Genomic DNA, 22,956 nt, shown 5'->3' on the forward strand with positions numbered 1-22,956 from the left:
CGTGCACCGGCTGCTCAGTCCCGCAGTCTAGTCCCCGCCCGCCGGGCACACGAGAGACCGGCGTACCCCGCGAGGACCGCCCGCGGGGGTGGGTCAGCGGTTTCCGGCCACCGCGTCCGACGCGGACAGGTCGCACAATGCCTCGCGGTCCGGCCGCGTGGTCTTGGTCAGCAAGGCCGCCACAGGCTTGCAGGCGGGGCGGGTGCGGGACGGCCCCGGTACCGCGAACGCGCTACCGGGCCGGGAGTGTTGCCGGACAGGTGCGGGGGCAATCCGCCTTCACTCGGCCGCGGTGACAGCCGCGTTCGCGAAGGCCATCTCCTGCGCTGCCGCCGCGTGCGCGCACGGGCCGACGCCATGGGGAATCGCCTTGGCCGCCCCCATCGTCCCGGGGGACGGCCCGGCCCCCCGCTCTTACGGCGCGCCCGCCCGGCCACGCGTCGAGCCCCCGGCCGCTGGGCCCCCGGCGGCCGCAGACTGGCCAATTGGACATGACGTATCGATACTGCTTTTCCCCAGGCCGCATGAGCCAGCTGATGGCACCGAGGACGAGGCACGACTCCAGGACCGCTCGTGTCCGCAAGGGCGGGTGCTCTCGCGGTGTCTTCGCCCAGCGCGCACGGTCTGCCGCTTGGTGCGTCTTCAGTGCATGGCTCGGGCGGCTTTTTCTCGGGTGATATCGGCGTAGAGCCGGAAGAGGGCCGGGCGGGACTCGCCCTGGTCGCGTTCGTGCAGGGCTGCCCAGCACCGGGTGATGAGCTCCCGGGCCTGGGTGCCGGGCCAGGGCTGGGGCAGGAGCTGAGGCGCCAGCAGCGGGTCGGGCTCCATGGCGCGGGTGAGTTCGGTGGCCAACTCGATTGCGATGGTGAGCAGTGCGGCCGGGGAGAGTTCGCCAGGGCCGGTGAGCCGGGCGAGGCGGGGCTGGGTGATGCGGCTGAGGCGGTGGTAGCGGTCGGCGATCTCCTGTAGAGGCCACAGACGGCGGGCGAGTTCGGCAGGTTCTCTGGTGTCGCCCCTACGCAGGTCCGTCGTGGTGAGGAGGGTGAGCGCGCCGTGGGCGCCGAGGCGGCGGGCCGCTTCTTCGACGTACGGTTCCCATGTGTTGGCGCAGACGTACAGTCCGCCCTGGAGCGGGGCGCCGCCGAGGTGGATGAGCGTCTCGCGCAGGGCGTCCCGGGCGGTGCGCGCCGATTCGGGCACCGCGAAGGCGGCCAGGTGCCAGACACCGTCCCAGGGCGCGAGCCCGGCGTCCTGTTGGAATGCGTGCCGCAGGAAATCCGCGTTGGGGGCGAGGGCACGCATGGTGTCTGGGGTCGCGTGCAGTTCCGCCTTGCGGCCTCGGCCTTCGTGGGTGAATCGCCCTTCGGACACGAGGCGTTTGACGCACAGCCGTACCTGCTGGTCGCTCATGCCCAGGGTGTTGGCGACGGTGTACAGCTCGTCCGCGCCGACGGTGCCGTCCTCGCGGATCAGCGCGTGGACGAGCATGCGGGTGGGGACCTCGACGTGGTCGGTGTCAGCTCTCACAGTTCTTTCACCCTTCTGTTCCGACCGGGCGGTGCATGGTGGTCACCGCGCCGAATCCGAGCAGCCCGCGCAGGTAGGGCGTGTGCTCGGTCCGTACGGCCGTGAAGCCGCGCCGCTCGTACAAGGCCCGGGCGCGCGGGTTGGTGTCGATGACGTCCAGTCTGATCTCCCGGCAGTCCTGCTCCGCCGCGACGGCGGCTACTTCCTCGATCAGCAGGCTTCCGACGCCGCGGCCGCGCATGTCCGGGTCCACGGCGATGCCGTCCATGACGAGCTGCCCGGGAGCCGGGTGACGCTCGAACAGGGCGAGGAGTAGGAGTCGGTGCAGCCCACGCAGGTGCCCGTAAGCGCGCAGCACGGCACAGGCCGATCCCCCGGTGAGGGCGCGCCCGCCGTGTTGGTAGCCGGCGAGGCCGACGACCTGCCCGTCGAGGAGTGCGCAGACCGCTCGATCGGTGTTCAGGTGGGCGGCGATAAAGGGCACCGCCTTGCCCGCCGGGTTCAGGGCGGGACCGAGTTTGCGGCCGAAGGCGTCCCAGTACAGCTCGGCCACCCGCCGCTCGGCTCCAGCCGGAACGCCCCGCTGCACCGTCACCGGGCCGGCCCCGGGGCCTGTCGCGTCCAGTCCCATGCCGTGCCTCCTCTCCACTTGAGACCTAGACCTAAAAACTATCAGACCCCGTACGGCCGTTTTTCAAGTGATAGTTTTGGTGCCTGCTCCACACCCGAACAGAGGCGGCCCTCCCATGCGTACGAAGACCCAGCCCCGACGGCGCGGGCTCCGCATCGCCGTGTGGTCACTCGTCACGGTCCTGGCCGTGGCCGTCGGTCTCGTCGGTGTGGTGCTGTGGCAGAACTCCTACGACATGGACGAGCAGCGGGTCACAATCCGCCACGGCGGCCACACCCTCAGCGGCGTACTGGCCATCCCCAAGGACGGCCGCAAGCACCACGGCCTGGTGGTGTACGTCCACGGCGACGGCCCCGTCGACGCCACCCACGACGACGGTTACAAGCCCATGTGGGAGGCAAACGCCAAGGCCGGGTACGCCTCCCTGTCCTGGGACAAGCCCGGCGTCGCGGGCGCGCCCGGCGACTGGCTCGACCAGACCATGGACGACCGGGCCGACGAGGCAGCCGCCGCCATCGCCTGGGCCCGCGCCCGCCCGGATATCGACGACGACCGGATAGGACTCTGGGGGGCCAGCCAGGCGGGCTGGGTCCTGCCGAAAGTCGCCGCCAAGACGTCCGTGAGCTTCGTCATCGCCGTCTCGCCCGCGATCAACTGGCTCCAGCAGGGCCGCTACAACCTCCTCGCCGAGCTGCGCGCCGACGGCGCATCAGCAGCCCGCACCAAGGCGGAGGTCGCCAAGAGCGACACCACCCGCCAACTGCTGCGACACCACGCGACCTTCGAGGAGTACGTCAGGGCGATGGGCGGCGACGCGGACGGCATGACCGCCGACCGCTGGGGCTTCGTCTCCAGGAACTACACCGCGGACGCCACACAAGACCTCCGCGCCCTGCGCGGCGTGCCCGTGCTGCTGACGCTCGCGGGCCATGACATCAACGTGGACACCGCCGACACGGAGCGCACGTACCACAAGGTGCTGGACGCAGGCGGTGCATTGACGGTCAGGCGTTACCCGGACGCGACCCATTCCCTGCTCAAGCAGTCCATCGAGCAGTCGGACCTGAAGATCACGCTCACCGCGCTGTTCTCCCCCCGCTCGCTCTTCGCGGACGGATTCCTGGACGGCCAGAGTCAGTTCCTCAAGGAACTCAGCCGGGGCAGTCACGCCACTTCATGACACTCCGTGAAGGTGACGGAGACTACGCTCGCCTCCCTCCACGACGTGGGACGCCCGGCAGAAGCGGGGGGGGAAGGTCAGCCCCCGCTGGGCGATGGCATCGATGGGCAGGTCCTATCCCTGCTGGGCAGTTTGCCGTCGATCAGGTAGCGGTTGACGATGTCGTCGATGCACTGGTTCTGCGGGGCGAAGAGCCCTGCGTAGACGGTGTGGCGGAAGGCCCCGCGCAGGGTGACCAGGCGGGAGCCGGCCAGGGCCCGGTGCGCGACCTGCTGACCCGGATAGCCGGCCGCCGGGTCGCCGGTAGCACCCACCATCAGGACCGGGACGTTGTTGTGGACCTTCGTGGCAGGTTCCGCCGGGGTGGTACCGGGCGGAGAACAACCACCGGACGACCAGGAACGAGAACGGGCGATGAGGGGCTTCCGCTCGGTGGGCGGGGCCCGGCGGATCCTGTCCGCGTTCAGTGGCATCTCGCCCTGCTTCCGGCCCCGCCGCCATCTGATGCCCGCACACGACTACCGGGCCGCCCAACGTCGTCGCCGAGGTACGCGCCGGCACAGCGGTGGACCACGGCCGGCACCGGCACCCAGTGCGCTACCTACGTATTCGGGACGACCTCACCCCTGACGACGACATCAAGCCTTGGCAGCGGTGTGACCGTACGTCAGTGCCAGGTTGGCTCTGTCCACGAGTACCGGTTCTGGCACGAGTTGTGTGACGCGGGCGCACGATGAGCGACGGCCCCGTGCCTAGTGGATGTGGTCGTCGGCGCGTTCATCCTCGGGTGTCCGTCGAAGACGCCACACGCCGAAGCCGGCCCCGACGGCCCCACCCATGAGAGCTGCCGCTCCTGACCACATGCCGCTGGGCGAGAGCGCCGCAGCGAGCAAGCCGACCAACAGGGCGCCAACCAGCAGGTACATGACGACGATGAAGCACGCAGCGAGGTATCGATTCCTCAGCGGCGTCATGCCACCTTGCATGAGGTCCTCCTGTCCCCTTCGACTGGTCCCCTTCTCGCCTTTCCCCGAACGTTCACGACAATCCGGCTCACGGTCGGCTGCGATTCGAGCAGTGCAGGAGTCTCGGCAGTGCCGCGGCAGCCGATTGCGACGGAGGGCCCTGGTGCCGAGGCACTTCACACCGTGGCGGCTGGACGTCCGGACACCGTCGTTGAGCACCATCCTCTGATTGACCCCATGCGTCCGACGGCGTGGACCGTCCGATAGGGGACGTGGCCGCGTGGGAGGGCTTACTTAGATTCGACCCGTCCTATCGGATCGGGGTGGGTCGTCAGTGCCTCGCATGCGGCCTGCCACGTGGGGGCACCGGGACGCAGCTGGGTGCGGAGGTAGGCCGCGGTGAGCCGGGCGAGGACGGCGACTCGTTCGGGGTTCTCGTCGGTGGTCTCGGCGGCGTCGTATCCGGCGATCCCGCCTAGTCCGTGCTCCGCGCCGAACAGGGTGAGCAGAGTCTTGGGTCCGGGTGCGAGGGTGTAGGGGTCGGCGTGCCAGTCCGGCCCCGTGTCCGTGAAGTGCCGGGAGTCGTCCTTGTCGCCGACGACGACCAGCGCGGGTGTGGTCATCGTGGAGAAGTCGATGGTCCGGAAGACCGGCAGTGCGTCAGCCATCGGTCCGTTGAGGACGTCACCCCTGCCGGGCGCGGCGAGCAGTACGCCCGCCTTGATCCGGGGTTCGAGAAGACTCACCTCTCCCCCCTCGTCGGGGTCGGTGACCTGCGCACCGAGCAGGAGGCTGGAGGTGAAGCCGCCGAACGAGTGCCCGGCAACGGCAACCTTGGTGTGGTCGATCCGCCCGGAGAGCAGCGGCACGGCCTTCTCGATCACGTCGAGTCGGTCGATGATGTGCGACATGTCCTCGGAACGCGAGCGCCAGAAGAAGGGCGCCCCCGGGGCGTCGGCGACCAGGTGGCTCAGCGTCCTGGAGGTGAGGTGGGTCGGCTGGATGACCACGAATCCGTGGGCGGCCCAATAGTTGACGAGCGGCGCGTAGCCGTTGAGCGAGGAGAGGCTGTTCGAGGGGCCTTGACCGTGGGACAGGAGGATGACGGCAAGACCGGTTCCGGTCGCGGGTGCGGAGACGCGTACCTGGAGCTCCACGGGACGTCCGGGCACGGAGAGGGCGACGGGGCTGAAGGACAGGACCGGGACGGGCGTGCCAAAGGCGTCGGCGCTGGCGATAGTGGATGTGCTCACGATGTGGGTTCCCTTTCGGTGGCATCTGCTGCCCGGCGGGCTCCTGCGACCGACAACGGACAAGGTGGTCAGGGGCATCCCGCTTCGACTAACCTGAAGCGGAGCGCCGCTCCACTTAGTATCCGGAGCAGCGCTCCGTTTTGTCAATCGGCGTAGGAGGAGAACGTGATGGCCACCGACAGCGCAGGGCAGTCGCCGTCCGGAGGAAAGCGTGCCGACGCCCAGCGCAACCGGCAGACAGTGCTCGCTGCCGCCGCCGAGGTGTTCGTCACCTCCGGCGTCGACGCGCCGATCCGCCAGATCGCGGCCCGGGCGGGCGTCGGGATGGCCACGATCTACCGCCACTTCCCGACCCGGGCGGATCTTGTCACCGCCGTCTACCGCCACCAGATCGAGGAGTGCGCCGAGGCCGGCCCGAACCTGCTGGCCAGTACCGACTCCCCGCTCGACGCCCTGCGCCGGTGGATCGACCTCTTCGTTGACTTCCTGGTCACCAAGCACGGACTCGCCGACGCCCTGCAGTCCGACAACGACCGCTTCGCCGCGCTGCACGCCTACTTCCTCGACCGCCTGCTGCCCGTCTGCGCCCAATTGCTCGATGCTGCGGTCGAGGCCGGCGACATCAGGCCCGGCATGCAGCCGTACGAGCTGATGCGCGGCATCGGCAACCTCTGTATCGGACGCGACAACGACCCCCGCTACGACCCCCGACGCCTGATCGCTCTCCTCCTCCGAGGACTCCAGCGACCTCACGCGCCCGATGCCGACGAGTGACATCGCGGCCTGCTCCCTCCGCGACTTCCACGCGATCTGAGCGGTCGCCTCTCAACCGCCGGAGACGCCGGCAGGTGACAGCGCTCCCGAGCCGGTGCTGTCGCATCTCATGAACATCGAACACGGTGCCATCGAAACGCCGCTCAACGTCGGGAACATCCGTTGTCGTGACTGGGGTTCTGGCACGAGTTGCGTCAAGGATCTACGCAGCGCGACTGAGGCTATGAGGGCGTCAGATTTGATCTCCCGGGTGCCGGGCGGTCCAAGAGCTGAATATCGCTGCTCGCTGGTCGTCGAGAGTGGCAACGTCTCCGGTGGGTGCGGGGGCGAAGATGTCGACTGTCTCAGTACCCTCGCTCCAGGGTTCCGGAGCTGTTCTGCAACTTGACCTCGCCACCGCTGTCCGGCATTGAGCCCGACGCCTTGCGCACGGGATTCCTCGCGGCCGAGCTCCTCGACGGTATGACGGCCGGTCACCCACGAACCGCGGACGTCCGCAGGGTTCCGCCACTGCGGACCGCGCCCCGGCAGTCGTCCGACGTCGTCGCCGTCGACGAGCCGTTGCTCGCAGCGGCACTGCGCTACATCCATGACCACGCCGACCAAGCCCTGACCGTGCAATCGGTCGTCGACCACACACCCCTGTCGCGCCGTGCCCTCGAGTACCGTTTCACCAGCGTCCTCGGCCGCACCATTCACAGCGAGATCGTCCGCGTACGGATGGCCCGTGTCGCCGCTCTGCTCACCTCGACCGATCTGCCCCTGCCTCGGATCGCCGAACGCCTGGGCTTCCCGCACTCCGAGTACATGGGGGTGATCTCCAAACGGCACATCGGCATGTCGCCCGGCGCGTACCGCCGCCAGGTCTCAAGCCCATCGGCAGGATGACGAGGCTACGCCGTTTCCCGACTGACGGCGTCGGAGTACGGCATGTTCAGAACGGCACACAGAGCGCGTGTCACTCTCTCCGGCACATCGTCCGAGGACAGCGCCGGAAGCAGCATGTGGCTGAGGGTCAGCCGCACGACGACGTCCGCCGCCTCCTCCCGCCGCCTGGCCGCGGTCTGCGGCGCCACCTCCCCCAGCCAGGCGACCATCAGGCTCCTGGCGGAGGAGAAGACCGGATCGGGACGGCTCGTCAGGAAGGGGAGCAACGCGTCCGTCCCGCCACGGGCCGCCGTGAGCACCGCGCCGATGAAGGGATTGGCGGATGCCTCGGCGAGCGCGTGCGCGACCCCCTTGCGGATCGCAGTGGAGAGGTCATCGCGATGCTCGTCGAGCACGGCTGCCAGTCCCAGCAGGAACCGTTCGGTCTCCCGTTCCACCAGTGCCCTGCCGATGCCTGCCCGGTCGCCGAATTCCTTGTAGATCGACGGCCTGGACACCTCCGCCCGCCCTGCCAGATCTGCCACCTTGACCCGGTCCCAGCCCTCCTGCGCGGCGAGCGCCCATGCCCCGTCCAGCACGCGCTCGCGCATGTGGCGGCGCCAGGCGACACGCGGCGGATCCGGACGTTCATCGGAGTCAGCGACCAAGCTCATGCGCGCAGTCTGTCAGTGCTGCGGCGGCCCTGCACCGGTGCCGTCGCAGCCAGGACCGCGTGCGGATCCTACGGTGGCACGCTCCACGAACGCTGCAGTTTCGTAGGCATCGCGGGCGGTGCGCAGCAGCACACTGCCACTGGCTTCGGCCAGCCCCACACGGTGGGGTCCGCCGGTGTCGGACCGAGGGGCCGAGGGGGCTCGCATGGTCGTCACGTGACCGTTCCTCACAGGTTGCCGCAGGTGTGCCGGGACATCAGGTGGTGGCGGCCGCGGGGCCTCACGGACGACGACCACTCCGCCGGCCATGTGTACTTGCAGCGGCGCTGCTGCTCGTCGCCGCTCTCCTCACCGCCGCCCCCTCGGCCACGGCCGCCCCGGGCGCCTACTACATCAGCAGTCCGCCAGTGGACGTGGTGAACCGTGCCGGCCGTGGTATCGACACGCAGGATGTAGCAGGAGGTCGCCGTACCCAGCACCACGGTGCCAGTGGGGTCGTCGATCTGCACAGTCCTGTGCGGGGGCTGTGATGTCTGGACAGGCATGGATGGCTTCCCCGGTAGGACGTGGAACGGAGTGCGCGCACCGGTCTGCGGCGTCAGGGTTGCGGCAGGGCTTTCTCTTCGCGCACCACGGCCACGCCGCCGGCCGGGATCTCCGTGCAGGACCCGTCGTCTGCCACGTCCAGAAGGCACGTCCCGTGGACAGGCATTTTGACGACGACGTCGGTGTGGTTGATGAGAAAGAGGAAGGACCCGTTGGCACCGGTGCGGCGCAGTGCTTCCACCCCTTCCGGGGACGGCAGCCACCGGGCGAACGCCTGCCGTGTCACTGACGTGTTCCATGAAATCGCGCATGGTGTCCGCCGAGGCGCGGGTAGGCAGGTACCAGCTTGTTCCCTTGCCGTAGGTGTGACGGGTGAGGGCAGGTCTCCCCCGAGCGGGGCCACCCTCGGAGGTGTCCGCGAAGTGGAGCATCGGGACGGAGCCTTTCGGTTCGACCCACTCGGCCCACTGCTCGGCCGTGGTCCCGTCACTCAGGCGGACTGTCTCCTTGGTCCGTAGCGGCAGGTATTCATCGATGTGCAGTCCGAGTACCTCGTGCAGCACGCCCGGGTACGCGCCCGGGTGCACTCGGTCACAGGCGTCCACTACTCCGCTGAAGCAGCCGACCGCCAGGTGTCCGCCTTCGCGCACGTATCGCGTGAGGTCTTCGGCATGCTGGTCGTCCAGGAGGTAGAGGTTGGGGGCGAGGACCGCCTTGTAGCGCGAGAGGTCGGTTCCGGGCGCGACCAGGTCGCAGGTGATGTTCAGGTTCCACAGGGCCTCGTACCAGTCGCGCACCAGGTCGAGGTAGCGCATCTGGCTGGACGGGCGGGCCTCCTGTTCGAGCGCCCACCAGTTGTGCCAGTCGAAGAGCAGCGCCGTCTCCGCCTCGACCTGCGTTCCCGCCACGTCGCCGAGGTTGGCCAGGTCCGAGCCGAGCGCGCACACTTCGCGCCAGACGCGGGTGCTGGTCCCGCCGTGCGGAAGCATGGCGGAGTGCCATTTCTCTGCGCCGGCCCGGGACTGCCGCCACTGGAAGAACATGATTCCGTCCGCGCCTCGAGCCAGGTGTGTCAAGCTGTTGCGCCGCATTTCCGCCGGTCGTTTGGCCACATTGACGGGTTGCCAGTTGACAGCGGAGGTCGAGTGCTCCATGAGCATCCAAGGACGACCGGCGGCCATGCCGCGGGCCAGGTCCGCGTTCATCGCGAGGTCGACATGGCCTTTCGGATCGGCGGCGGGGAGGTAGTGGTCCAGGGAGATGAAGTCGCACTCGGCCGCGAAGGCCTGGGCGTTGACCTTCTTCTCCAGTGTCCCCAAGTGGTTGGTGGTGAGGGGTACGTCGGGCGCGAAGCGGCGCAGCAGATCCACCTCGGCCCGGTGGCGGGCCAGTAGGGCGTCGGAGGAGAAGCGCCGGTAGTCGAGATCTTGACCGGGGTTGCGGAACGCCGTCGTGTCACGGGGCGTGTCGATCTCCTCCCAGTCACTGTATCGCTGGCCTCAGAAGTCGGTCCCCCACGCCTCGTTCAGGTGGTCCGGCGTCTTGTACCGCTCGCGGAGCCAGGACCGGAACGCGGCGGCGCTGACGTCGCAGTAGCACAGGGCGTTGTGGTTGCCCCATTCGTTGTGGACGTGCCACATGGCAAGCGCGGGGTGATGGCCGTAGCGTGCCGCGAGTTGCGCGACAAGAGCGTCGGCTGCCTCGGCGTAGGCGGGGTGACTGGGGCAGAAGACCTGCCGGCCGCCGTGTGCCAGGCGGGTGCCCGAAATGGTGACCGGTCGGGCGTCAGGGTGTCGGTGCGTAAACCAGGGAGGCGGGGCCGCGGTGGAGGTGGCGAGGTCGACCGCGATGCCGTGTTCGTACAGCAGGTCCAAGATCTCGTCGAGCAGACTCCAGTCGTAGGCGTCCGGGTTCGGCTGAAGGCGGGACCAGGAGAAGACGCCGACGGTGACGAGGTTGACCCCGGCGTCGTGCATGAGTCGTACGTCCTCCCGCCAGACTTCGCTGCGGCCATTGCTCTGGGTTGTAGTCACCGCCGTATGCGATGCCTCCGAGTCGGCGGGTCAGTTCCGTCAGGGCGTGGGTCACGATTTCACGGCTCCGGCGGCGAGTCCGGCGCGCCTGTAGCGCTGGAGGAGGAGGAAGGTGAGGACGATGGGGACGACCGAGATCAGTGCCCCCCCATGGTGAGGGTTTGGAGTTCGGGCAGCCGGCTGGTCTGTGACTGCCAGGTGAACAGGCCGAGGGTGACCGGGTAGAGGCGGTCGTCCTGAAGCATCACCAGAGGCAGCAGGAAGGCGGCCCACCCCCGGTGATGCCACCGAGGCGGGCTCCGGCCTCCCTGAGAAGCGCCGGAGCCCGCCGACATCAGCCCCAGCCGCCGAACCACACGCCCCGGCAATGCCCTCATGATCAGCCACCGAGAAGTCGCCGTTCCCCTGGCGGCCAGGCGTCTCGGTGAGACTGAGGACGCCGACAGTTGATCCCGGACGGTCTTCCCTTCAGTGACGGTCCGTCAGAACATTTACATTGCGCCGCCTTTGTCAACAGAGTCTCGGCCTGCCAATGTCGTGGAACCCCTCCAGCGCACCATTCTGCCGGTCGGACGTCCGACCGGCAGCAGTGCGCACCTCCCCATAGGCCCCGAAGGGAGTCCTGATGGAGTCAGCACCGAACGGTGCCCGTCCTTGGCGGGACCGCAAACGACCTCTGTGGCTTCTCGCCTGCGCGGTCCCCACCCTGCCCTTCCAAGCCGGCGCCCTCGTCTCTGTCACACACCTCGGCGCCTTCTGGTGGTGGGGACCGTTCTTCGCCTTCGTGCTCGTCCCGGTCTTCGACCACCTCACCGGCCGGGACAGCGCCAATCCTCCCGAGAAGGTGATGGCGGAACTGGAGGCCGACCGTTACTACCGCTGGTGCACCTACCTCTATCTCCCCCTCCAGTTCGGCGCCCTGGTCTGGGCGTGCGGCATGTGGTCCGACGGTCAGCTGTCCCTCATCGAAAGCCTCGGACTGACGGCCACCACGGGCGTGGTCGCGGGAGTGGCCATCAACACAGCACACGAACTGGGCCACAAGCGCGAGCAGTTGGAGCGGCGGCTGAGTCGGATGGCGCTCGCCCAGAGCTGGTACGGACACTTCTACGTCGAGCACAACCACGGCCATCACATCCGAGTCGCCACCCCGGAGGACCCGGCGAGCAGCCGCATGGGTGAGAGCTTCTACCAGTTCCTGCCTCGAACCGTGTTCGGCAGCTTCCTCTCCGCCTGGCGTCTGGAGAAGCGCCGCCTGAGTCGGCGAAGTCGGCCGGTCTTCAGCCGGCACAACGAAATATTGACGGCCTGGGCGATGTCCGCCGTGCTGTTCGCCTTGCTGACGGCAGGCTTCGGCCTCCGCGTCCTGCCTTACCTCGCGCTCCAAGCCGTCCTGGGTTTTTGCCTCCTGGAGACGGTCAACTACCTCGAGCACTACGGCCTGCTCCGACGGCGTCGTCCTGACGGCCGGTACGAGCGGGTAGCGCCACGGCACAGCTGGAACAGCAACAACACCGTCAGCAACCTGTTCCTCTTCCAGCTGCAACGCCATTCCGATCACCACGCGAACCCACTGCGCCGGTATCAGACCCTGCGGCACTTCGACGAGGCTCCCGAACTGCCCTCCGGTTACGCGTCGATGATCGTGCTGGCGTGGTTTCCCCCTCTGTGGCGCAGGGTGATGGACGCGCGGCTTGCGGCTCACTACGAGGGCGACTTGTCCCGGGCGAACCTCCATCCGCGCATGCGCCGGCGGCTCAGCGCGCCCCACGGCAGTGGGGCGCCGTCCGACGCGACCTCCACCGGAAGAAGCGCCTGACCGCCTGCGTCTTGCCCACATCCCGGCACCATGTGAGATGCACGGCACCGACACCAGCCGGCGCGTACTCGTGGTGCGGAAGTCACCTCATGCACCTGGACCTGTTGCGGCGCGAGGAGGAGCAGCCACCCCTGCTCCTCCTCGGTCTCCCCGGCGGCCCGGTCGGTCGTCGGCAGCCGTCCGGCGAACTCATCGTGGAGCCGGAACATCGCGTTGTCGGTGTTGGCGGAGTTCACCTCGTCGCCACCGGCCACCGGCTTGTCGTGTCCCTCAGTTCGACGTCGTCCCGCTCAAACGCCTCAAGTGAGCATCGGCTGAACGTCATTGATCACCGAGCCTGCCGACCTGACGGTCGCCGGGCCCACGACGTGAGGTCATCGAGCGCGGCCGGTCCAGTTCGCCGCCGATCGCATCTCGCAGCACGTCGTGCTGCGGACCGAGACTGAACCGGCGCATCACGGTCGGGTTCTCGCCCCTCAGCGCAGTCCCGATCCGATCCTTCCGCCAGTCGCCAGTCATGGCCGGAACCTACATTACGTGGATCAACGACCGATCCTCGCTCCCCAGCGGATCGGGTTTCGGCCGGCATGGGGTTCGCGGAGGGTGAGAAGACCGCGGTGATCGCGAAGGATCTGCGGGTGAGCGTGCGGTCGGTGGAGCACTGGCGCCGTGCCTGGTGGGCTGGTGGCTGTTCTCCGCCCGGTTGTTCAGGCCCTTGGGGGAACGGTGCTGGACGGAGGGCTTCGCCTCGCCGTGGGCCGCGCTGTGGGAACGAAGCTTGTCCGTGGCGACCACCGTGGGTATCGCGCCTGTGCTCTTCGTCTGAGGTTCCCCCGCCGTGCGGGAGGGGCTGCCGACATGTGCATCAAGCGGGAAGAGGCCCAATCCCGGTATGGGTTCACGCCCGACCGGGGGCACGGGCGGCGGAACGTCGTGGCCCGCCGTCGTGCGATCCCCCGGCGGTTTCGCCGGAGGATCGCACGACGCTCAGCGTTCGATGGTCCACCGTTGGCCTTCGGAGTTGTCGCAGGTCCACACTCCGAGCTTCTTGTAGTCCTCGTGGTAGGTCAGGCAGTCCTGATCGCTGATCCTGATCTGGTAGGTGCCGTCCGCAAGGGGGTTGACCTCCCACTTCTGGTTGGAGCTTGCCTTCCAGGTCTCGATCTGGGCGAAGTAGGTGCTCATGTTCCCGGTGAGGACGGGGCCGTGACCGTTGACGATCTCATAGCGCCCGCCACCCGCGTCCTTGAACGTCCATGTGCCGTTCGTGCCACCCAGCTTGCCCGCGACCACCGACGAGCCGGACGAGGCGTTCGTCGCAACTGCTCCAAGGTCGTTGGCGGTCCTCAGCCGCACGGGCACACCGACCGGCGGACGGTCGGTTCCGGAAGGCGTCGTGGGTGCGCTGTCGGCGCGGAAGCCGGGGCGAGGACCGGGGTGGGCGGGTACACCGGGGATGAGAGGGGTGTCACCGGGACCGGGGGTCTCCCCCTTGGGCACTCCGGGGACCGCCGGCTCGATCGTGGGGTGGAAGTTCACGGTGGACCCGTTGCGGTCCCACAGGCCGTAGAAGCCCCAGTTGATCCAGCCGCCGTCGCCCTGGTTGGTGAAGCTGCCGCCGCCGGAGAACACCCAGATGCGGTAGGTCTGGTCCTCCCGCGAGGTTGCGTCGTTGTAGTCGATGTCGCCCTGGAACACGACATCCTGGAGATTCTCTGTGTAGTGGTTGACGAACCACGGGTCCCCGAAGGCGTTCTTGCCCTTGATGTCGAAGATCATGATGTTGTAGTTGCCGCCGGTGTGGTTCGTCAGCATCTCGAGCAGGCCTTTGACGAAGCCCTCCCGGGCCAACTTCTTCTGCTCGCCGCTCTGCTTGGCCGCGATGATGCACCACGACAGCGTGCCGCTCCCGAACGACCCCGGCGCCACCGTGTCCGCCGCGTTGCAGTTCTCCACGGGCACGTCGACGGAACCATCCGCCTGGGCGGGCTGCGCCAGGCCCCCGACCAGCAGGGCGCTCACGCATGCGGCGGCCGCCACGGCAGTGACCTTGGGCTTCTTCACTTACAGGCTCCTGGGGGTGAACTGGGAGATCGACGATCTCATCTTCGACTTCTGCTTCAACGTCCTGCTGATGACCCACTCGCGTACGCGTCGAAGGGTCGCCACCGCCGCGACGCCGCTTCAGGGACCGGCCCTGGTCTTGTCGAGCACTCCGTCGACCGCGCCACAGACGTCTGCGGCGAAACGGGTGCCCGTCGGCTTTGCGGTGGAGCACGAACGCCACGACCAACGACAACGCCGTGAGAAACGACCCGGTGGCCATCCCGCGTCCCGCGCCTTCAGCGGGTGTCCGCCCATGTCAGTGAGGTGTTCTCACCGTGAACGGTTTCAGGTAAGCGGGGACGGACGGCTCGGCGCCGGTGGCGCCCCGTCGGCTGCATGCCGTCAGGGCCGGTACCGCTCGCCCGCGGCGGTCACGGGCAGAACTGGCCGTTCGGTTCGACGGCGCAGCTCACCCGCCAAGCGGTCCACCAGCCGCTAGGGTAGCGAACCCTGAACCAGTAGTTGTCGTCCTTGCCCATGGCCCACATGAAGATGAGTGAGTCACTGGTCTTCTGCTGAGGGTCGACTTCAACGGGGCTCTTGACCCACCCGCCCAGGGACTCCCACCCGTTCCAGGAGCCGTCGGGGTAGGTCCAGTTCGTCCACACCGCGTGATCGGCACCGACGACGAACTCCTCCTTCGTCCCGTTGGCGAGTTTCGTGGTCGAGACGCCGTACTCACAGAAGTACTTCTGCCCCTTGGTGGTGCAGTAGGTCGCCGCCTGCGCCGGCGCCGCCGCGACCCCCACGCCCGCCAAGGCGGCCAGAGCCGCGACCGCCGCGAGGGCACCCTTGAATCTGCGCATGTCCATGCTCCTTTACCTGCCGAGTGGCGTGATCGTGCCGGGGAAGAACCGTGTCGGGGAAGGGGGAGAACCAGCGCCCCGATGCCCGCCCCGACAAGTCGATCACGGGCAGGCGGGAGCGGACCAGGCAGAACTACCGGCAGAAATAGCCTGCTTCCTCTCCGAGCCGAACCGGGCGCAGGTGCCGACGAGCAGGCCGGTCCTGGTCGCGACCCGGCGCCGAGCCCGCCGACCGCTGGGGCTTCGTCTCCAGGAACTACACCGCGGACGCCACACAAGACCTCCGCGCCCTGCGCGGCGTGCCCGTGCTGCTGACCCTCGCGGGCCATGACATCAACGTGGACACCGCCGACACGGAGCGCACGTACCACAAGGTGCTGGACGCAGGTGGTGCATTGACGGTCAGGCGTTACCCGGACGCGCCCCATTCCCTGCTCAAGCAGTCCATCGAGCAGTCGGACCTCAAGATCACGCTCACCGCGCTCTCCTCCCCCACTCGCTCTTCGCGGACGGATTCCCTGACGACCGAGGACAGTTGCTCAAGGAACTCAGCCGAGGCAGTCAGGCCACTTCATGACACTCCCGCACGGCCATGGCGCACGGTGCACGTTCACGTGTACCGCCCGGTGCACTGTGAAGTGAACGCCGACAGACGTGGAAGTGCCCGAACCCGCATCGGGCGAGGCATGGACCGTCGCCCGCCGCCATCCTCAACCGGGCTGGCGAAGCCCTCGCTCACAAGCAAAGGTCTGACCGACGCCACTTTCCCGACACCTGGGACATCGTGGGCGGCCACGTCGAGGCCGGCGAAACGACGTCCACCCCCTGCCGGTGGACTCCACACGGTGGAGTGGACGCCGGACACCGTCGGTGCGCACCCCGGCATCGGGTGCGCACCATCGGGTCCACTCAGTGACCGGCCTCCCGGCCGCGGTGTGGTCCCGGCTCCTGCGGCCGGTGTGCCTGCTGGTCGCCCTGGCGCACCGGACGCACTGCGTCGGCATCGTCCTGTTCGGCGTAGCGGTCCGTGCGGGCGCGGGAGTCGTCGGCCGCTCTGGTGAACGCGTCCTGGAGGGAGCACAGCCGCTCGGCAGTGAGATCGAGGGCTTCCATGTCCGTACGGGGCTCCCTCAAGGCCCGCGACGCCGTCAGGTCCGTCGCCTGCCGTCGTGCGGCCTCCGAGCCCTGGGTTGTGCTCGGGGGCCGGCGGCCGCGGGCGCGGGCGGCTGCCCGGGCACCGCCGCCTGCTGGTGCACGACGACGTCGTACGCCCGGCCCCGCACGGCGGTGGCGGCGCCCAGCTTCTCCCGCACGACCGCGCCGGCGAGGACAGCTCGCTCGTACGGCGGGAGCCCAGTCGTGGTGCCCCTCCCCTCACCAGCGGGCCAGCACCATCACCACCGGCGCCTGGAACGGGCCCCTGTCCTGGTCCAGCAGGCCCGTGCGGCGTACGCCAGGCCGCACACCACGGCACAGCCCAGCGCCGTCCGGGCGGCCTCCGGCCAGGTCACGGGTTCAGGTGCGCACCACGAAGTAGAGCCAGCCGCCCCACGTGCTCACGTTGCTGAGGTCCTTTGTGGAGCGCTCGTACTCGGAGCGGACGCGGAACTTCTGGTTGACTGCGTTGGTGAGGCTGAGCTGCGCCTTCGCGCTGCTCGTCGACGACAGGGTGTAGCAGCCCGACGTGGTGAGCGTGTGCCAGGCGCCGCTGTAGTACTGCTGGACCTGGAAGCGCTCGCACTGGCCCGCCTTGTTGGGCGTGACGGTCGCGGTGACCGTGGGCTTCACCGTCTTGTGGAAGACGCGGTAGGTCATCCCGCTGTATGTGGTGCTCGTGTAGTAGCCGCCGAGCGCTGTCGCGATCTTCACGTAGCCGTTGACGGTGCGGGTGGCCGTCGCGGGGGCGTAGCGGTGGTCGCCTGCGAAGGAGGCGGTGAAGGTGGTGTTGCGGGTGACCTTGTAGGTGGTCTTCAGGTTGCCGTAGGTGTCCACGGTGCCCGTCGTGACCAGGGTCTTCGCCCCGCCGTAGGGCGTGGCGTAGATCGACACCGTGCGGCCGTTGTACGTGGTGCCCAGGTGCGCGGTGACGGTGGCCGTCGCGCCGTACGCGTACGAGGGCGCGCTGCTGGTGACGGTCAGGGCGGTCGCCGCGCGGGACACCTGGACGGTGGCGACCGCGGTGGCCGCCTTGTGGGAGGCGTCACCGGGGTAGGTCACCGTGTAGGTGTTGGCGCCGCCGATGTCGGGGGTGTCCTTCACCGTGATGGTGCCGTCGGCGGCCACCGGCGTGGTCCAGGTCACCGGGGTGCTGTGGGCGGCGTCCTTGCGGGACACGGTGACCGTCCGGCCGGCGGCGTACGGGCCGTCACCGAGCTTGCCGCCGAAGGACAGGGCCGCCCCCCGGACGGCGGTCGCCGGGGCGTTCAGCGTCAGTGTCGGGGCGTACGGGGCGACCACGATGCCCATGCCGCTCTCGGACGGCTGGTGGGTGGCGTCCCCGGCGTACGTGAAGACGTACATGAACGAGCCGGCGCCGCCCGGGGCGTCGGTGACGGTGAACCGGAGGGTGGCCGGGTCCACGGGTACGGATCCCAGCGGCACCGTCTGCTGGGTGGCCTCGTCGCGCCGGGCCACCTGGACGGTGGTGCCCTGCGGGAAGGTGCCCAGGCCCAGCTGGGCCATGAGGCGGCCGGTGATGACGACCGAGCCGGGGTTCGCCGAGGTGATGTCGGTGCCCACGACATCGGTCGGCAGCTTCGCCACGTTCACGGTCAGCGAGGCCGTCGCGGGGCGGTGGGTGGCGTCACCGGCGTACGCCACCTGGTAGGTGTACGTGCCCTCGTCCTGCCGGAGGTCGGTGAACGTGAACGTGCCGTCCGCGCCGAGTGTGGCGTCGGGCAGGGCGTTGCCGTCGCGGGTGACCTTCAGCGCGGCGCCGGCCGGCAGGAAGCCGCGGGTGCTCAGCGAGCCACTGACCGTGTAGCGCGCGGTCGGCACCGCGTACTGCGGGTGCCCCAGGGCGAGTTCGGTGTCCGTCAGCTTTGGGGTGCCCAGCACGTTCAGGCTGTAGGCGCCCGAGGAGTCCTTGGTGACGGCGTAGAGGGTCGTGCCGTCGGCACCCCACTCCAGGCCGTCCGGGGCAACCGTGCCCGACGGCAAGGTGAGGTGGTTCTCGGCGAGGGTGTTCGTGCCGGCATAGAGGTAGACGCCGGAGGTGCCGGCGACGGCGACGGTGCCGTCGGTGTCGACGGCCACCGAGCCGGGCGCGGAACCGGAACCGCCGGTGAAGTACGCGGCGGGGTCGGCGGCCGCGAGGTCCGTGCTGCGGTACGCCCGCAGGGCGAGCTGTTGCGGGGCGGCCAGCAGCACCCGCGTGCCGTCGCCGGTGACGGCGAGCCCGGTCGCCGTGCCGCCGTAGACCAGGGTGTCCGCCTTGACCGACGCCGTGCCCGACGCGACGCCGAAGGTCGCCACGTGACTGAGGTTGCCCTGCGGTTCCTCGGCCGCGAGCACATCGCCGCCGGTGGCGAGCAGCGGTGCGGTCGTCCACTGCGACAGGGCCGGCTGTGGGATCGCTGCGGGCGTGGGCGCGGACGGGTCGACCAAGCCGATGCCGCCCTTGCCGGCGGCCGTGTAGCCGTACCAGACGCGGCCGCCCGCCACCGCGACGGAGACTGGGGAGCTGTCGGCCCCGGTGGTCCAGCGGGCGGTCTCGGTGAGCGTCGCGGTGTCGATCGCGGCGATCGCGCCGCCGTCCGCCAGCGCCGCGTACAGCGTGCCGCCGTCGGGCGACAGTGCCAGACCGGTGGCGCCCTGCTCCCTGGCAATGGTGGTGATCGGGGTGCCGGACAGATCGGTCACCACGATTCCGGTCGAGCCGGCGCCCTGGCTGACGAAGACGTGCTGGTGGGCGGGATCGACCACCAGGTGCGCGTAACCGGACAGCGGCAGTGCGGCCGTGTCGTCGGCGTATGCCGCGGAGCCGGCCAGTCCAACGGTGGCGGTGGTCAGGCCGGCCACGAGCGAGAAGGTCGTGACCAGGGAGACCTGATTGAGGCGCATGAGGCTCCTGTGAGAAAAATGGAACAAGCAGCCGGACCATAACCCGCCGGCCCGACGCGCCGGGAAGCAGGGGCCCACGACGGGCGGGCAGTCCGCGCGGGACTTCCGCCGGGACTCCGGCGCCACCGCCTCGAGCCCGTCCGACGGGAGACCAAGGGCAAGTCTCTTTGACTTCACGGTGGTCGGTCACGTGCGAGGGGGTGGCTGTGCCGCAGCTTGGTCACCGTCTCCGATCCTTCGGATTCACGTCCGGGCTGCCCCGACGGGCACTGCATGCCGGGAGACAGGTGACCCTGGGCTGGAGCACACCCTGGCGGACAGGCGACGCTCTGTGGCATCCCTCAGCGCCACGTGACGGCCTCTCGGCATCGTTCGTGGCGAAGAGGTCCGGGAGATGCTCGGCACGCAGGGTGAAGGCAGTCGACGCTCAGGAGACCTCGGACGGGGAGAGCCCTCCGCTCGAGTACGCGCCCGACTGTGAACGCGCGCAAGTGATGCGTCGTCTGGCGCTGCTGGAGTTCACGCCTGATCTTCAGGAGCAGGTGGAGGCAGGCGAGCTGAAGGTGGAGTCGGCTCGCCGGATCAATCGGCTCCCCAAGGAGCAGCAGGCGGTCGAGGCGCAGAAGGCCATCGTGGCTGCTGAGACGCCGCGCCAGGCCGCGACCGTAGTACCGCATCCGCCGGCGCAGATCCGCCCGAGCGAACCGGCCCGCCACCCGCGCGAACGCCGACTTCAACTCAGGCTCCCAGGAGATGACTTCAGCCGTCCCCTCCGTACCAGGACAACGACAGCCGCCGACTCAGGGCGCGAACGGCTGGTGTATGAGAGGTCGTCCCATCTGGCAAGCCTGCGCCGGCGGACGTGAGGACAGGCGATGCCGTGAACGCATGGAAGTGGTCAGCCGGTGAGACTTGAGTTATTGCGCTTGGCGTGTCAGTTGGCGTTGATGCGGCCCGGCACATCGCCCGGCGCGGCACCGAACACGGCTCCGGACTCGGCGCGCACCGCTGGGTCGTGGAAGGCGCCATCGCACCACTGCACTGGTTCCGCCGCCTACGCATCCGCTGGGAGATCCGCGACGACATCCACCAGGCCTTCATCACACTCGGTTGTGCCGTCATCTGCCGGCGACGACTGAGGACCCCGCTGTGATTCCAGTGCAAAGTAAGGTGGCATCCCATGTCGCGAACTCGCGCCGAGCACAGGGAGGCGGAATGCTCGCTGACTCGTCGGCGCTGGCGGCCGGAAGGCGTCATTCGGTCGGACGGCGCTGGGATGGAACCGTTCTCGCCGTGGGCAGTACCGCAGCCGCTGAATGTCGGGTCGAGCGATGGGAAGACGTCGTCGCGGTGGCAGCTGGCAACGTCCACACCGCGACGAACACGGGCAGGTCTCATACGGTGGGCCTCCGGTCGGACGGTACGGTGCTGGCAACGGGGTGGAATGGCGACGGGCAATGTGATGTCGCCGGATGGCGAGGCGTCACGGCCGTGGCCGCAGGCTGGCGCCGCACGCTCGGGCTGCTCGCGAACGGCCGCGTGCTAGCAGTTGGTCGGAGTTCGGAAGGGCAGTGCGACGTGCAGTCCTGGCGCGAGATGGTCGTCCTCTCGTGTGGTGACTGGCACTCGGTCGGCGTCCGTTCGGACGGTTCTGCCCTGGCCACGGGGAACAACCGGCGACGGCAGTGTGCCGTTGAAGGGTGGCGTGACCTGTCCTCCATTTCGGCCGGGTATCTCCATACCGTCGGCCTCAGAGCCGACGGGCGGGCAGTAGCGACCGGCGATCGGGCAACCGGGGCGTGCGAGGTCGATGAGTGGGAAGACGTGGTGGCGCTCGGCGCGGGCAGCCACCACACCGTCGGTGTCACTGCGTCCGGACGGGTCCTCGCAGCAGGAGACAACAGCTACGGACAGTGCGCAGTCGGCGATTGGCGCGACATTGTCGCCGTGGCGGCCGGTTCCACGCACACCCTCGGCCTGCGTACCAACGGCACAGTCGTGGCCACAGGGAACAATGCCGACAGACAGTGTGAAGTCGATGCCTGGTCCGGAGTCCGGCTTCCACAGGCCGCCGTGCCGCGCCAACCCGAACTGACACGCCGTCATTCCCGAGCCACAGAGACGTCATTCTGATTCCAAGCCTTGAATACAACAGCCGTGGATCGTGATCCTCATGCTTGAGCGGCTTGACGCCGGTAGTGGCTGGTGTGGGATCGGCCCTGGTGGCGGCGTCGCCAGACGGACCAGCGAAGTCGGTGGACAGGGTCAAAGACGGTCCGGTTGACGAGCGTGGCGAGCAGTCGTCGGATCTCGTCACAAGTGAGCGGTATCAGCTCGTCGGGCGAGGGACGACCCTCGTGTTCGTTCGCGCGGAGGACAGCGAGGAAGGCATCCGTGAGCATGGCCAGGGTGACCCAGCGAGACCAGGACGGGTAGCGGCGGACCTGGTGCTCGTCCAGGGCCGCCAGGCCCTTGCCGGACTGGAAAAACTCCTCGACCCGCCACCTTGATCCAGCAACGCGCACCAGGGTGGTCAGCGGCACTGCGGCAGGCGAGTAGCAGCGGTGTCTCCCGCGACCCAGGCGGCTCGATGGCCGGCGTCGAGGAATCGGGTGACCATGCGAGCGGCCAGCTCCGGCTTGGTCGCGCACCCCGTATGGTCACCGTGGCCGGCGGCCCGGCAGCGGTCGGGATCAGAGGTCCAGGAACGCGGAACGTAGAGTTCCCGGTCCACTGCGGCGTGCCCGCGGCGACCGGCGTAGACCAGGTGGACGGCGACCTGGGCGTTGGCGATCCTGCCCGCGGTGCCGGTGTACTGCCGCTGGACTCCAACCGTGTCGGTGCCTTCTTCATGTCGCCGGTCTCGTCGACCACCAGCACCGTGCAGATGCTCGACCACGTAGTCACCCACCTCGTCGCGGACCTGGTCGGCATCCCACTTCGCCCTCCCGAGCAGGTGCTGCATGCCGTCCGGGGTCCTGTCCCCGGCCCACTCGGCGATGGGCCAGCATTTCTTGCGCGGCAGGTCCGACAACAGGCCGAGTACCGACTTCCGGGCCGGCGTCGGGATTCGACCCGTGTGAAGCGTCCCGCTGTCCGGCTCATCAGGCCCTCGAACGCCTCCTGCCAGCAGGCAGGGTCTACGCTGTGACCTGCGGCCACCGCGTGATCGTTTGTCTTCACACACCGGTGATCAACGGTGGCCGCACCCGTCTCGACACCGCGTCAGGTCGCGCAGCGTCTGCCTGCCGTCCTGTGTATCGGAGGGCTTGTGCAACGTGGCGAAGTCTGGTGGGTCCAGTTCGACGAGCGGAGGTTGGTCGTACTGCTGTCAGGAGAAGACGCGTCCGGGTTCCAGGTGATGCAGGTCGTCGCTCCGGCGGGCCTCGACATCAGCGGTCTGGGCATCGAAGTGACGGTCGGCGCCGGTGAAGGGCTGCCGCTCGAAGGCGTGCTGCGGCTCGCGTTCCCGCGTCCAGGCTTCACCCCGTGCACGTGGCTGACCACCGTGTCCCGGGACGACCTGATAGAGCGGGCGGGCGTCCTGTCCTCCAGGAAGCTCAGCGAGATCGACGATGCCCTCCGACTCGCTGAACAAGCACAGGAGCGGACCCCGGCAACGACCGCGAAGCTCAGCGAGATGAGGGACCTCCTCCGCCGCGGTGAACTCGGGTAGACGGAGAAGGAGCCGACGCCCGCGACGGCATGGGCGA

At 68.8% G+C, this 22,956-nt stretch carries 19 protein-coding genes and 7 pseudogenes; 10 read left to right on the forward strand and 16 right to left on the reverse strand.

Translation table 11 applies throughout. From position 1 onward, the window contains the following. Window positions 1–642 precede the first annotated feature (642 nt). Together ACZ5Y0_RS24785 and ACZ5Y0_RS24790 are read right to left on the reverse strand one after the other, a co-directional pair. A complete protein-coding gene (locus ACZ5Y0_RS24785) occupies window positions 643–1,488 on the reverse strand; it encodes a PaaX family transcriptional regulator C-terminal domain-containing protein (RefSeq protein WP_469131000.1) in 846 nt (281 codons plus the stop codon). 46 nt (window positions 1,489–1,534) lie between these two features. Next, window positions 1,535–2,158, reverse strand: coding sequence for a GNAT family N-acetyltransferase (locus tag ACZ5Y0_RS24790; RefSeq protein WP_469130879.1), 624 nt, complete (start codon window positions 2,156–2,158; stop codon window positions 1,535–1,537). A gap of 115 nt (window positions 2,159–2,273) precedes the next feature. Here ACZ5Y0_RS24790 and ACZ5Y0_RS24795 point away from each other — a divergent pair, with 115 nt between their 5' ends. Further along, window positions 2,274–3,338, forward strand: coding sequence for an alpha/beta hydrolase family protein (locus ACZ5Y0_RS24795; RefSeq protein WP_469130880.1), 1,065 nt, complete (start codon window positions 2,274–2,276; stop codon window positions 3,336–3,338). A gap of 77 nt (window positions 3,339–3,415) precedes the next feature. On the opposite strand, the pseudogene ACZ5Y0_RS24800 reads toward ACZ5Y0_RS24795, so the two are convergent. Then, a pseudogene (locus ACZ5Y0_RS24800) lies at window positions 3,416–3,694 on the reverse strand (alpha/beta hydrolase); the annotation flags it as partial. 14 nt (window positions 3,695–3,708) lie between these two features. Here ACZ5Y0_RS24800 and ACZ5Y0_RS24805 point away from each other — a divergent pair. Then, window positions 3,709–3,866 (forward strand): annotated as a pseudogene (locus tag ACZ5Y0_RS24805) (IS6 family transposase); the annotation flags it as partial. 224 nt (window positions 3,867–4,090) lie between these two features. On the opposite strand, the gene ACZ5Y0_RS24810 reads toward ACZ5Y0_RS24805, so the two are convergent. Together ACZ5Y0_RS24810 and ACZ5Y0_RS24815 are read right to left on the reverse strand one after the other, a co-directional pair. Then, the gene (locus ACZ5Y0_RS24810; protein ID WP_469130881.1) at window positions 4,091–4,324 is read right to left on the reverse strand and encodes a hypothetical protein; all 234 of its coding nucleotides are present in this window, start codon (window positions 4,322–4,324) and stop codon (window positions 4,091–4,093) included. A 269-nt stretch (window positions 4,325–4,593) separates the two neighbouring features. Further along, complete coding sequence (locus ACZ5Y0_RS24815; RefSeq protein WP_469130882.1) at window positions 4,594–5,556, reverse strand: alpha/beta hydrolase family protein; 963 nt, start codon at window positions 5,554–5,556, stop codon at window positions 4,594–4,596. A 168-nt stretch (window positions 5,557–5,724) separates the two neighbouring features. Between ACZ5Y0_RS24815 and ACZ5Y0_RS24820 the strand changes: the two genes are divergently transcribed. Then, window positions 5,725–6,330, forward strand: coding sequence for a TetR/AcrR family transcriptional regulator (locus ACZ5Y0_RS24820; protein ID WP_469130883.1), 606 nt, complete (start codon window positions 5,725–5,727; stop codon window positions 6,328–6,330). Between the two features lie 318 nt (window positions 6,331–6,648). Next, window positions 6,649–7,218, forward strand: a complete 570-nt coding sequence (locus ACZ5Y0_RS24825) for a helix-turn-helix domain-containing protein (protein WP_469130884.1) — start codon at window positions 6,649–6,651, stop codon at window positions 7,216–7,218. Between the two features lie 5 nt (window positions 7,219–7,223). On the opposite strand, the gene ACZ5Y0_RS24830 is transcribed toward ACZ5Y0_RS24825, so the two are convergent. The 3 genes and pseudogenes from ACZ5Y0_RS24830 to ACZ5Y0_RS24840 all read right to left on the reverse strand — a co-directional run bounded on the left by ACZ5Y0_RS24830 (window position 7,224) and on the right by ACZ5Y0_RS24840 (window position 10,505). Further along, window positions 7,224–7,871, reverse strand: a complete 648-nt coding sequence (locus ACZ5Y0_RS24830) for a TetR/AcrR family transcriptional regulator (protein WP_469130885.1) — start codon at window positions 7,869–7,871, stop codon at window positions 7,224–7,226. A gap of 227 nt (window positions 7,872–8,098) precedes the next feature. Then, window positions 8,099–8,416, reverse strand: a complete 318-nt coding sequence (locus ACZ5Y0_RS24835) for a hypothetical protein (RefSeq protein WP_469130886.1) — start codon at window positions 8,414–8,416, stop codon at window positions 8,099–8,101. A gap of 53 nt (window positions 8,417–8,469) precedes the next feature. Beyond that, window positions 8,470–10,505 (reverse strand): annotated as a pseudogene (locus tag ACZ5Y0_RS24840) (beta-galactosidase). A gap of 570 nt (window positions 10,506–11,075) precedes the next feature. Here ACZ5Y0_RS24840 and ACZ5Y0_RS24845 point away from each other — a divergent pair. Continuing rightward, the gene (locus ACZ5Y0_RS24845; protein WP_469130887.1) at window positions 11,076–12,269 is read left to right on the forward strand and encodes an alkane 1-monooxygenase; all 1,194 of its coding nucleotides are present in this window, start codon (window positions 11,076–11,078) and stop codon (window positions 12,267–12,269) included. 435 nt (window positions 12,270–12,704) lie between these two features. Here ACZ5Y0_RS24845 and ACZ5Y0_RS24850 read toward each other — a convergent pair. After that, window positions 12,705–12,788 (reverse strand): annotated as a pseudogene (locus ACZ5Y0_RS24850) (diadenosine tetraphosphate hydrolase); the annotation flags it as partial. 68 nt (window positions 12,789–12,856) lie between these two features. Between ACZ5Y0_RS24850 and ACZ5Y0_RS24855 the strand changes: the two are divergent. After that, a pseudogene (locus tag ACZ5Y0_RS24855) lies at window positions 12,857–12,919 on the forward strand (hypothetical protein); the annotation flags it as partial. Between the two features lie 22 nt (window positions 12,920–12,941). Here the strand turns inward: ACZ5Y0_RS24855 and ACZ5Y0_RS24860 are convergent. The 5 genes and pseudogenes from ACZ5Y0_RS24860 to ACZ5Y0_RS24880 all read right to left on the reverse strand — a co-directional run. Then, a pseudogene (locus tag ACZ5Y0_RS24860) lies at window positions 12,942–13,088 on the reverse strand (IS6 family transposase); the annotation flags it as partial. Window positions 13,089–13,256: 168 nt separating this feature from the next. After that, complete coding sequence (locus ACZ5Y0_RS24865; RefSeq protein WP_469130888.1) at window positions 13,257–14,333, reverse strand: RICIN domain-containing protein; 1,077 nt, start codon at window positions 14,331–14,333, stop codon at window positions 13,257–13,259. A gap of 413 nt (window positions 14,334–14,746) precedes the next feature. Then, window positions 14,747–15,181 carry a DUF8189 domain-containing protein gene (locus ACZ5Y0_RS24870; protein ID WP_469130889.1) on the reverse strand — a complete coding sequence of 145 codons (435 nt, stop codon included), beginning with the start codon at window positions 15,179–15,181 and terminating at the stop codon, window positions 14,747–14,749. A 909-nt stretch (window positions 15,182–16,090) separates the two neighbouring features. Then, entirely contained in the window at window positions 16,091–16,294 is a 204-nt protein-coding gene (locus ACZ5Y0_RS24875) for a hypothetical protein (protein WP_469130890.1), read from the reverse strand. A gap of 402 nt (window positions 16,295–16,696) precedes the next feature. Next, window positions 16,697–19,243, reverse strand: a complete 2,547-nt coding sequence (locus ACZ5Y0_RS24880) for a hypothetical protein (protein ID WP_469130891.1) — start codon at window positions 19,241–19,243, stop codon at window positions 16,697–16,699. A gap of 410 nt (window positions 19,244–19,653) precedes the next feature. On the opposite strand from ACZ5Y0_RS24880, the gene ACZ5Y0_RS24885 reads away from it, so the two are divergent. From ACZ5Y0_RS24885 to ACZ5Y0_RS24895, 3 genes and pseudogenes are all read left to right on the forward strand, one after another. Next, window positions 19,654–20,109, forward strand: a complete 456-nt coding sequence (locus ACZ5Y0_RS24885) for a hypothetical protein (RefSeq protein ID WP_469130892.1) — start codon at window positions 19,654–19,656, stop codon at window positions 20,107–20,109. A 95-nt stretch (window positions 20,110–20,204) separates the two neighbouring features. Further along, a pseudogene (locus tag ACZ5Y0_RS24890) lies at window positions 20,205–20,396 on the forward strand (IS5/IS1182 family transposase); the annotation flags it as partial. Window positions 20,397–20,458: 62 nt separating this feature from the next. Beyond that, window positions 20,459–21,376: an RCC1 domain-containing protein gene (locus ACZ5Y0_RS24895; protein ID WP_469130893.1), complete on the forward strand. Its 918-nt coding sequence runs from the start codon at window positions 20,459–20,461 to the stop codon at window positions 21,374–21,376. Window positions 21,377–21,414: 38 nt separating this feature from the next. Here ACZ5Y0_RS24895 and ACZ5Y0_RS24900 read toward each other — a convergent pair whose 3' ends face one another. Both ACZ5Y0_RS24900 and ACZ5Y0_RS24905 read right to left on the reverse strand, forming a co-directional pair. Continuing rightward, window positions 21,415–21,786, reverse strand: a complete 372-nt coding sequence (locus ACZ5Y0_RS24900) for a hypothetical protein (protein ID WP_469130894.1) — start codon at window positions 21,784–21,786, stop codon at window positions 21,415–21,417. After that, window positions 21,777–22,430 (reverse strand): IS701 family transposase, encoded by a 654-nt coding sequence (locus tag ACZ5Y0_RS24905; protein ID WP_469130895.1) that lies wholly within the window; start codon window positions 22,428–22,430, stop codon window positions 21,777–21,779. Before ACZ5Y0_RS24905 ends, ACZ5Y0_RS24900 begins: the two co-directional genes overlap by 10 nt. Window positions 22,431–22,514: 84 nt before the next feature. Here ACZ5Y0_RS24905 and ACZ5Y0_RS24910 point away from each other — a divergent pair, with 84 nt between their 5' ends. Next, window positions 22,515–22,919 carry a type II toxin-antitoxin system PemK/MazF family toxin gene (locus ACZ5Y0_RS24910; RefSeq protein ID WP_469131001.1) on the forward strand — a complete coding sequence of 135 codons (405 nt, stop codon included), beginning with the start codon at window positions 22,515–22,517 and terminating at the stop codon, window positions 22,917–22,919. Window positions 22,920–22,956 lie beyond the last annotated feature (37 nt).

The sequence above is a fragment of the Streptomyces sp. NPDC033216 genome (assembly GCF_055577115.1).

Bases quoted from the DNA above. Each gene is read 5' to 3' on its own strand.
- ACZ5Y0_RS24785 (WP_469131000.1), bottom strand. From the start codon at position 1,488: ATGCTCGTCCACGCGCTGATCCGCGAGGACGGCACCGTCGGCGCGGAC.
- ACZ5Y0_RS24790 (WP_469130879.1), bottom strand. From the start codon at position 2,158: ATGGGACTGGACGCGACAGGCCCCGGGGCCGGCCCGGTGACGGTGCAG.
- ACZ5Y0_RS24795 (WP_469130880.1), top strand. From the start codon at position 2,274: ATGCGTACGAAGACCCAGCCCCGACGGCGCGGGCTCCGCATCGCCGTG.
- ACZ5Y0_RS24810 (WP_469130881.1), bottom strand. From the start codon at position 4,324: ATGCAAGGTGGCATGACGCCGCTGAGGAATCGATACCTCGCTGCGTGC.
- ACZ5Y0_RS24820 (WP_469130883.1), top strand. From the start codon at position 5,725: ATGGCCACCGACAGCGCAGGGCAGTCGCCGTCCGGAGGAAAGCGTGCC.
- ACZ5Y0_RS24830 (WP_469130885.1), bottom strand. From the start codon at position 7,871: ATGAGCTTGGTCGCTGACTCCGATGAACGTCCGGATCCGCCGCGTGTC.
- ACZ5Y0_RS24835 (WP_469130886.1), bottom strand. From the start codon at position 8,416: ATGCCTGTCCAGACATCACAGCCCCCGCACAGGACTGTGCAGATCGAC.
- ACZ5Y0_RS24845 (WP_469130887.1), top strand. From the start codon at position 11,076: ATGGAGTCAGCACCGAACGGTGCCCGTCCTTGGCGGGACCGCAAACGA.
- ACZ5Y0_RS24870 (WP_469130889.1), bottom strand. From the start codon at position 15,181: ATGCGCAGATTCAAGGGTGCCCTCGCGGCGGTCGCGGCTCTGGCCGCC.
- ACZ5Y0_RS24875 (WP_469130890.1), bottom strand. From the start codon at position 16,294: ATGGAAGCCCTCGATCTCACTGCCGAGCGGCTGTGCTCCCTCCAGGAC.
- ACZ5Y0_RS24880 (WP_469130891.1), bottom strand. From the start codon at position 19,243: ATGCGCCTCAATCAGGTCTCCCTGGTCACGACCTTCTCGCTCGTGGCC.
- ACZ5Y0_RS24895 (WP_469130893.1), top strand. From the start codon at position 20,459: ATGCTCGCTGACTCGTCGGCGCTGGCGGCCGGAAGGCGTCATTCGGTC.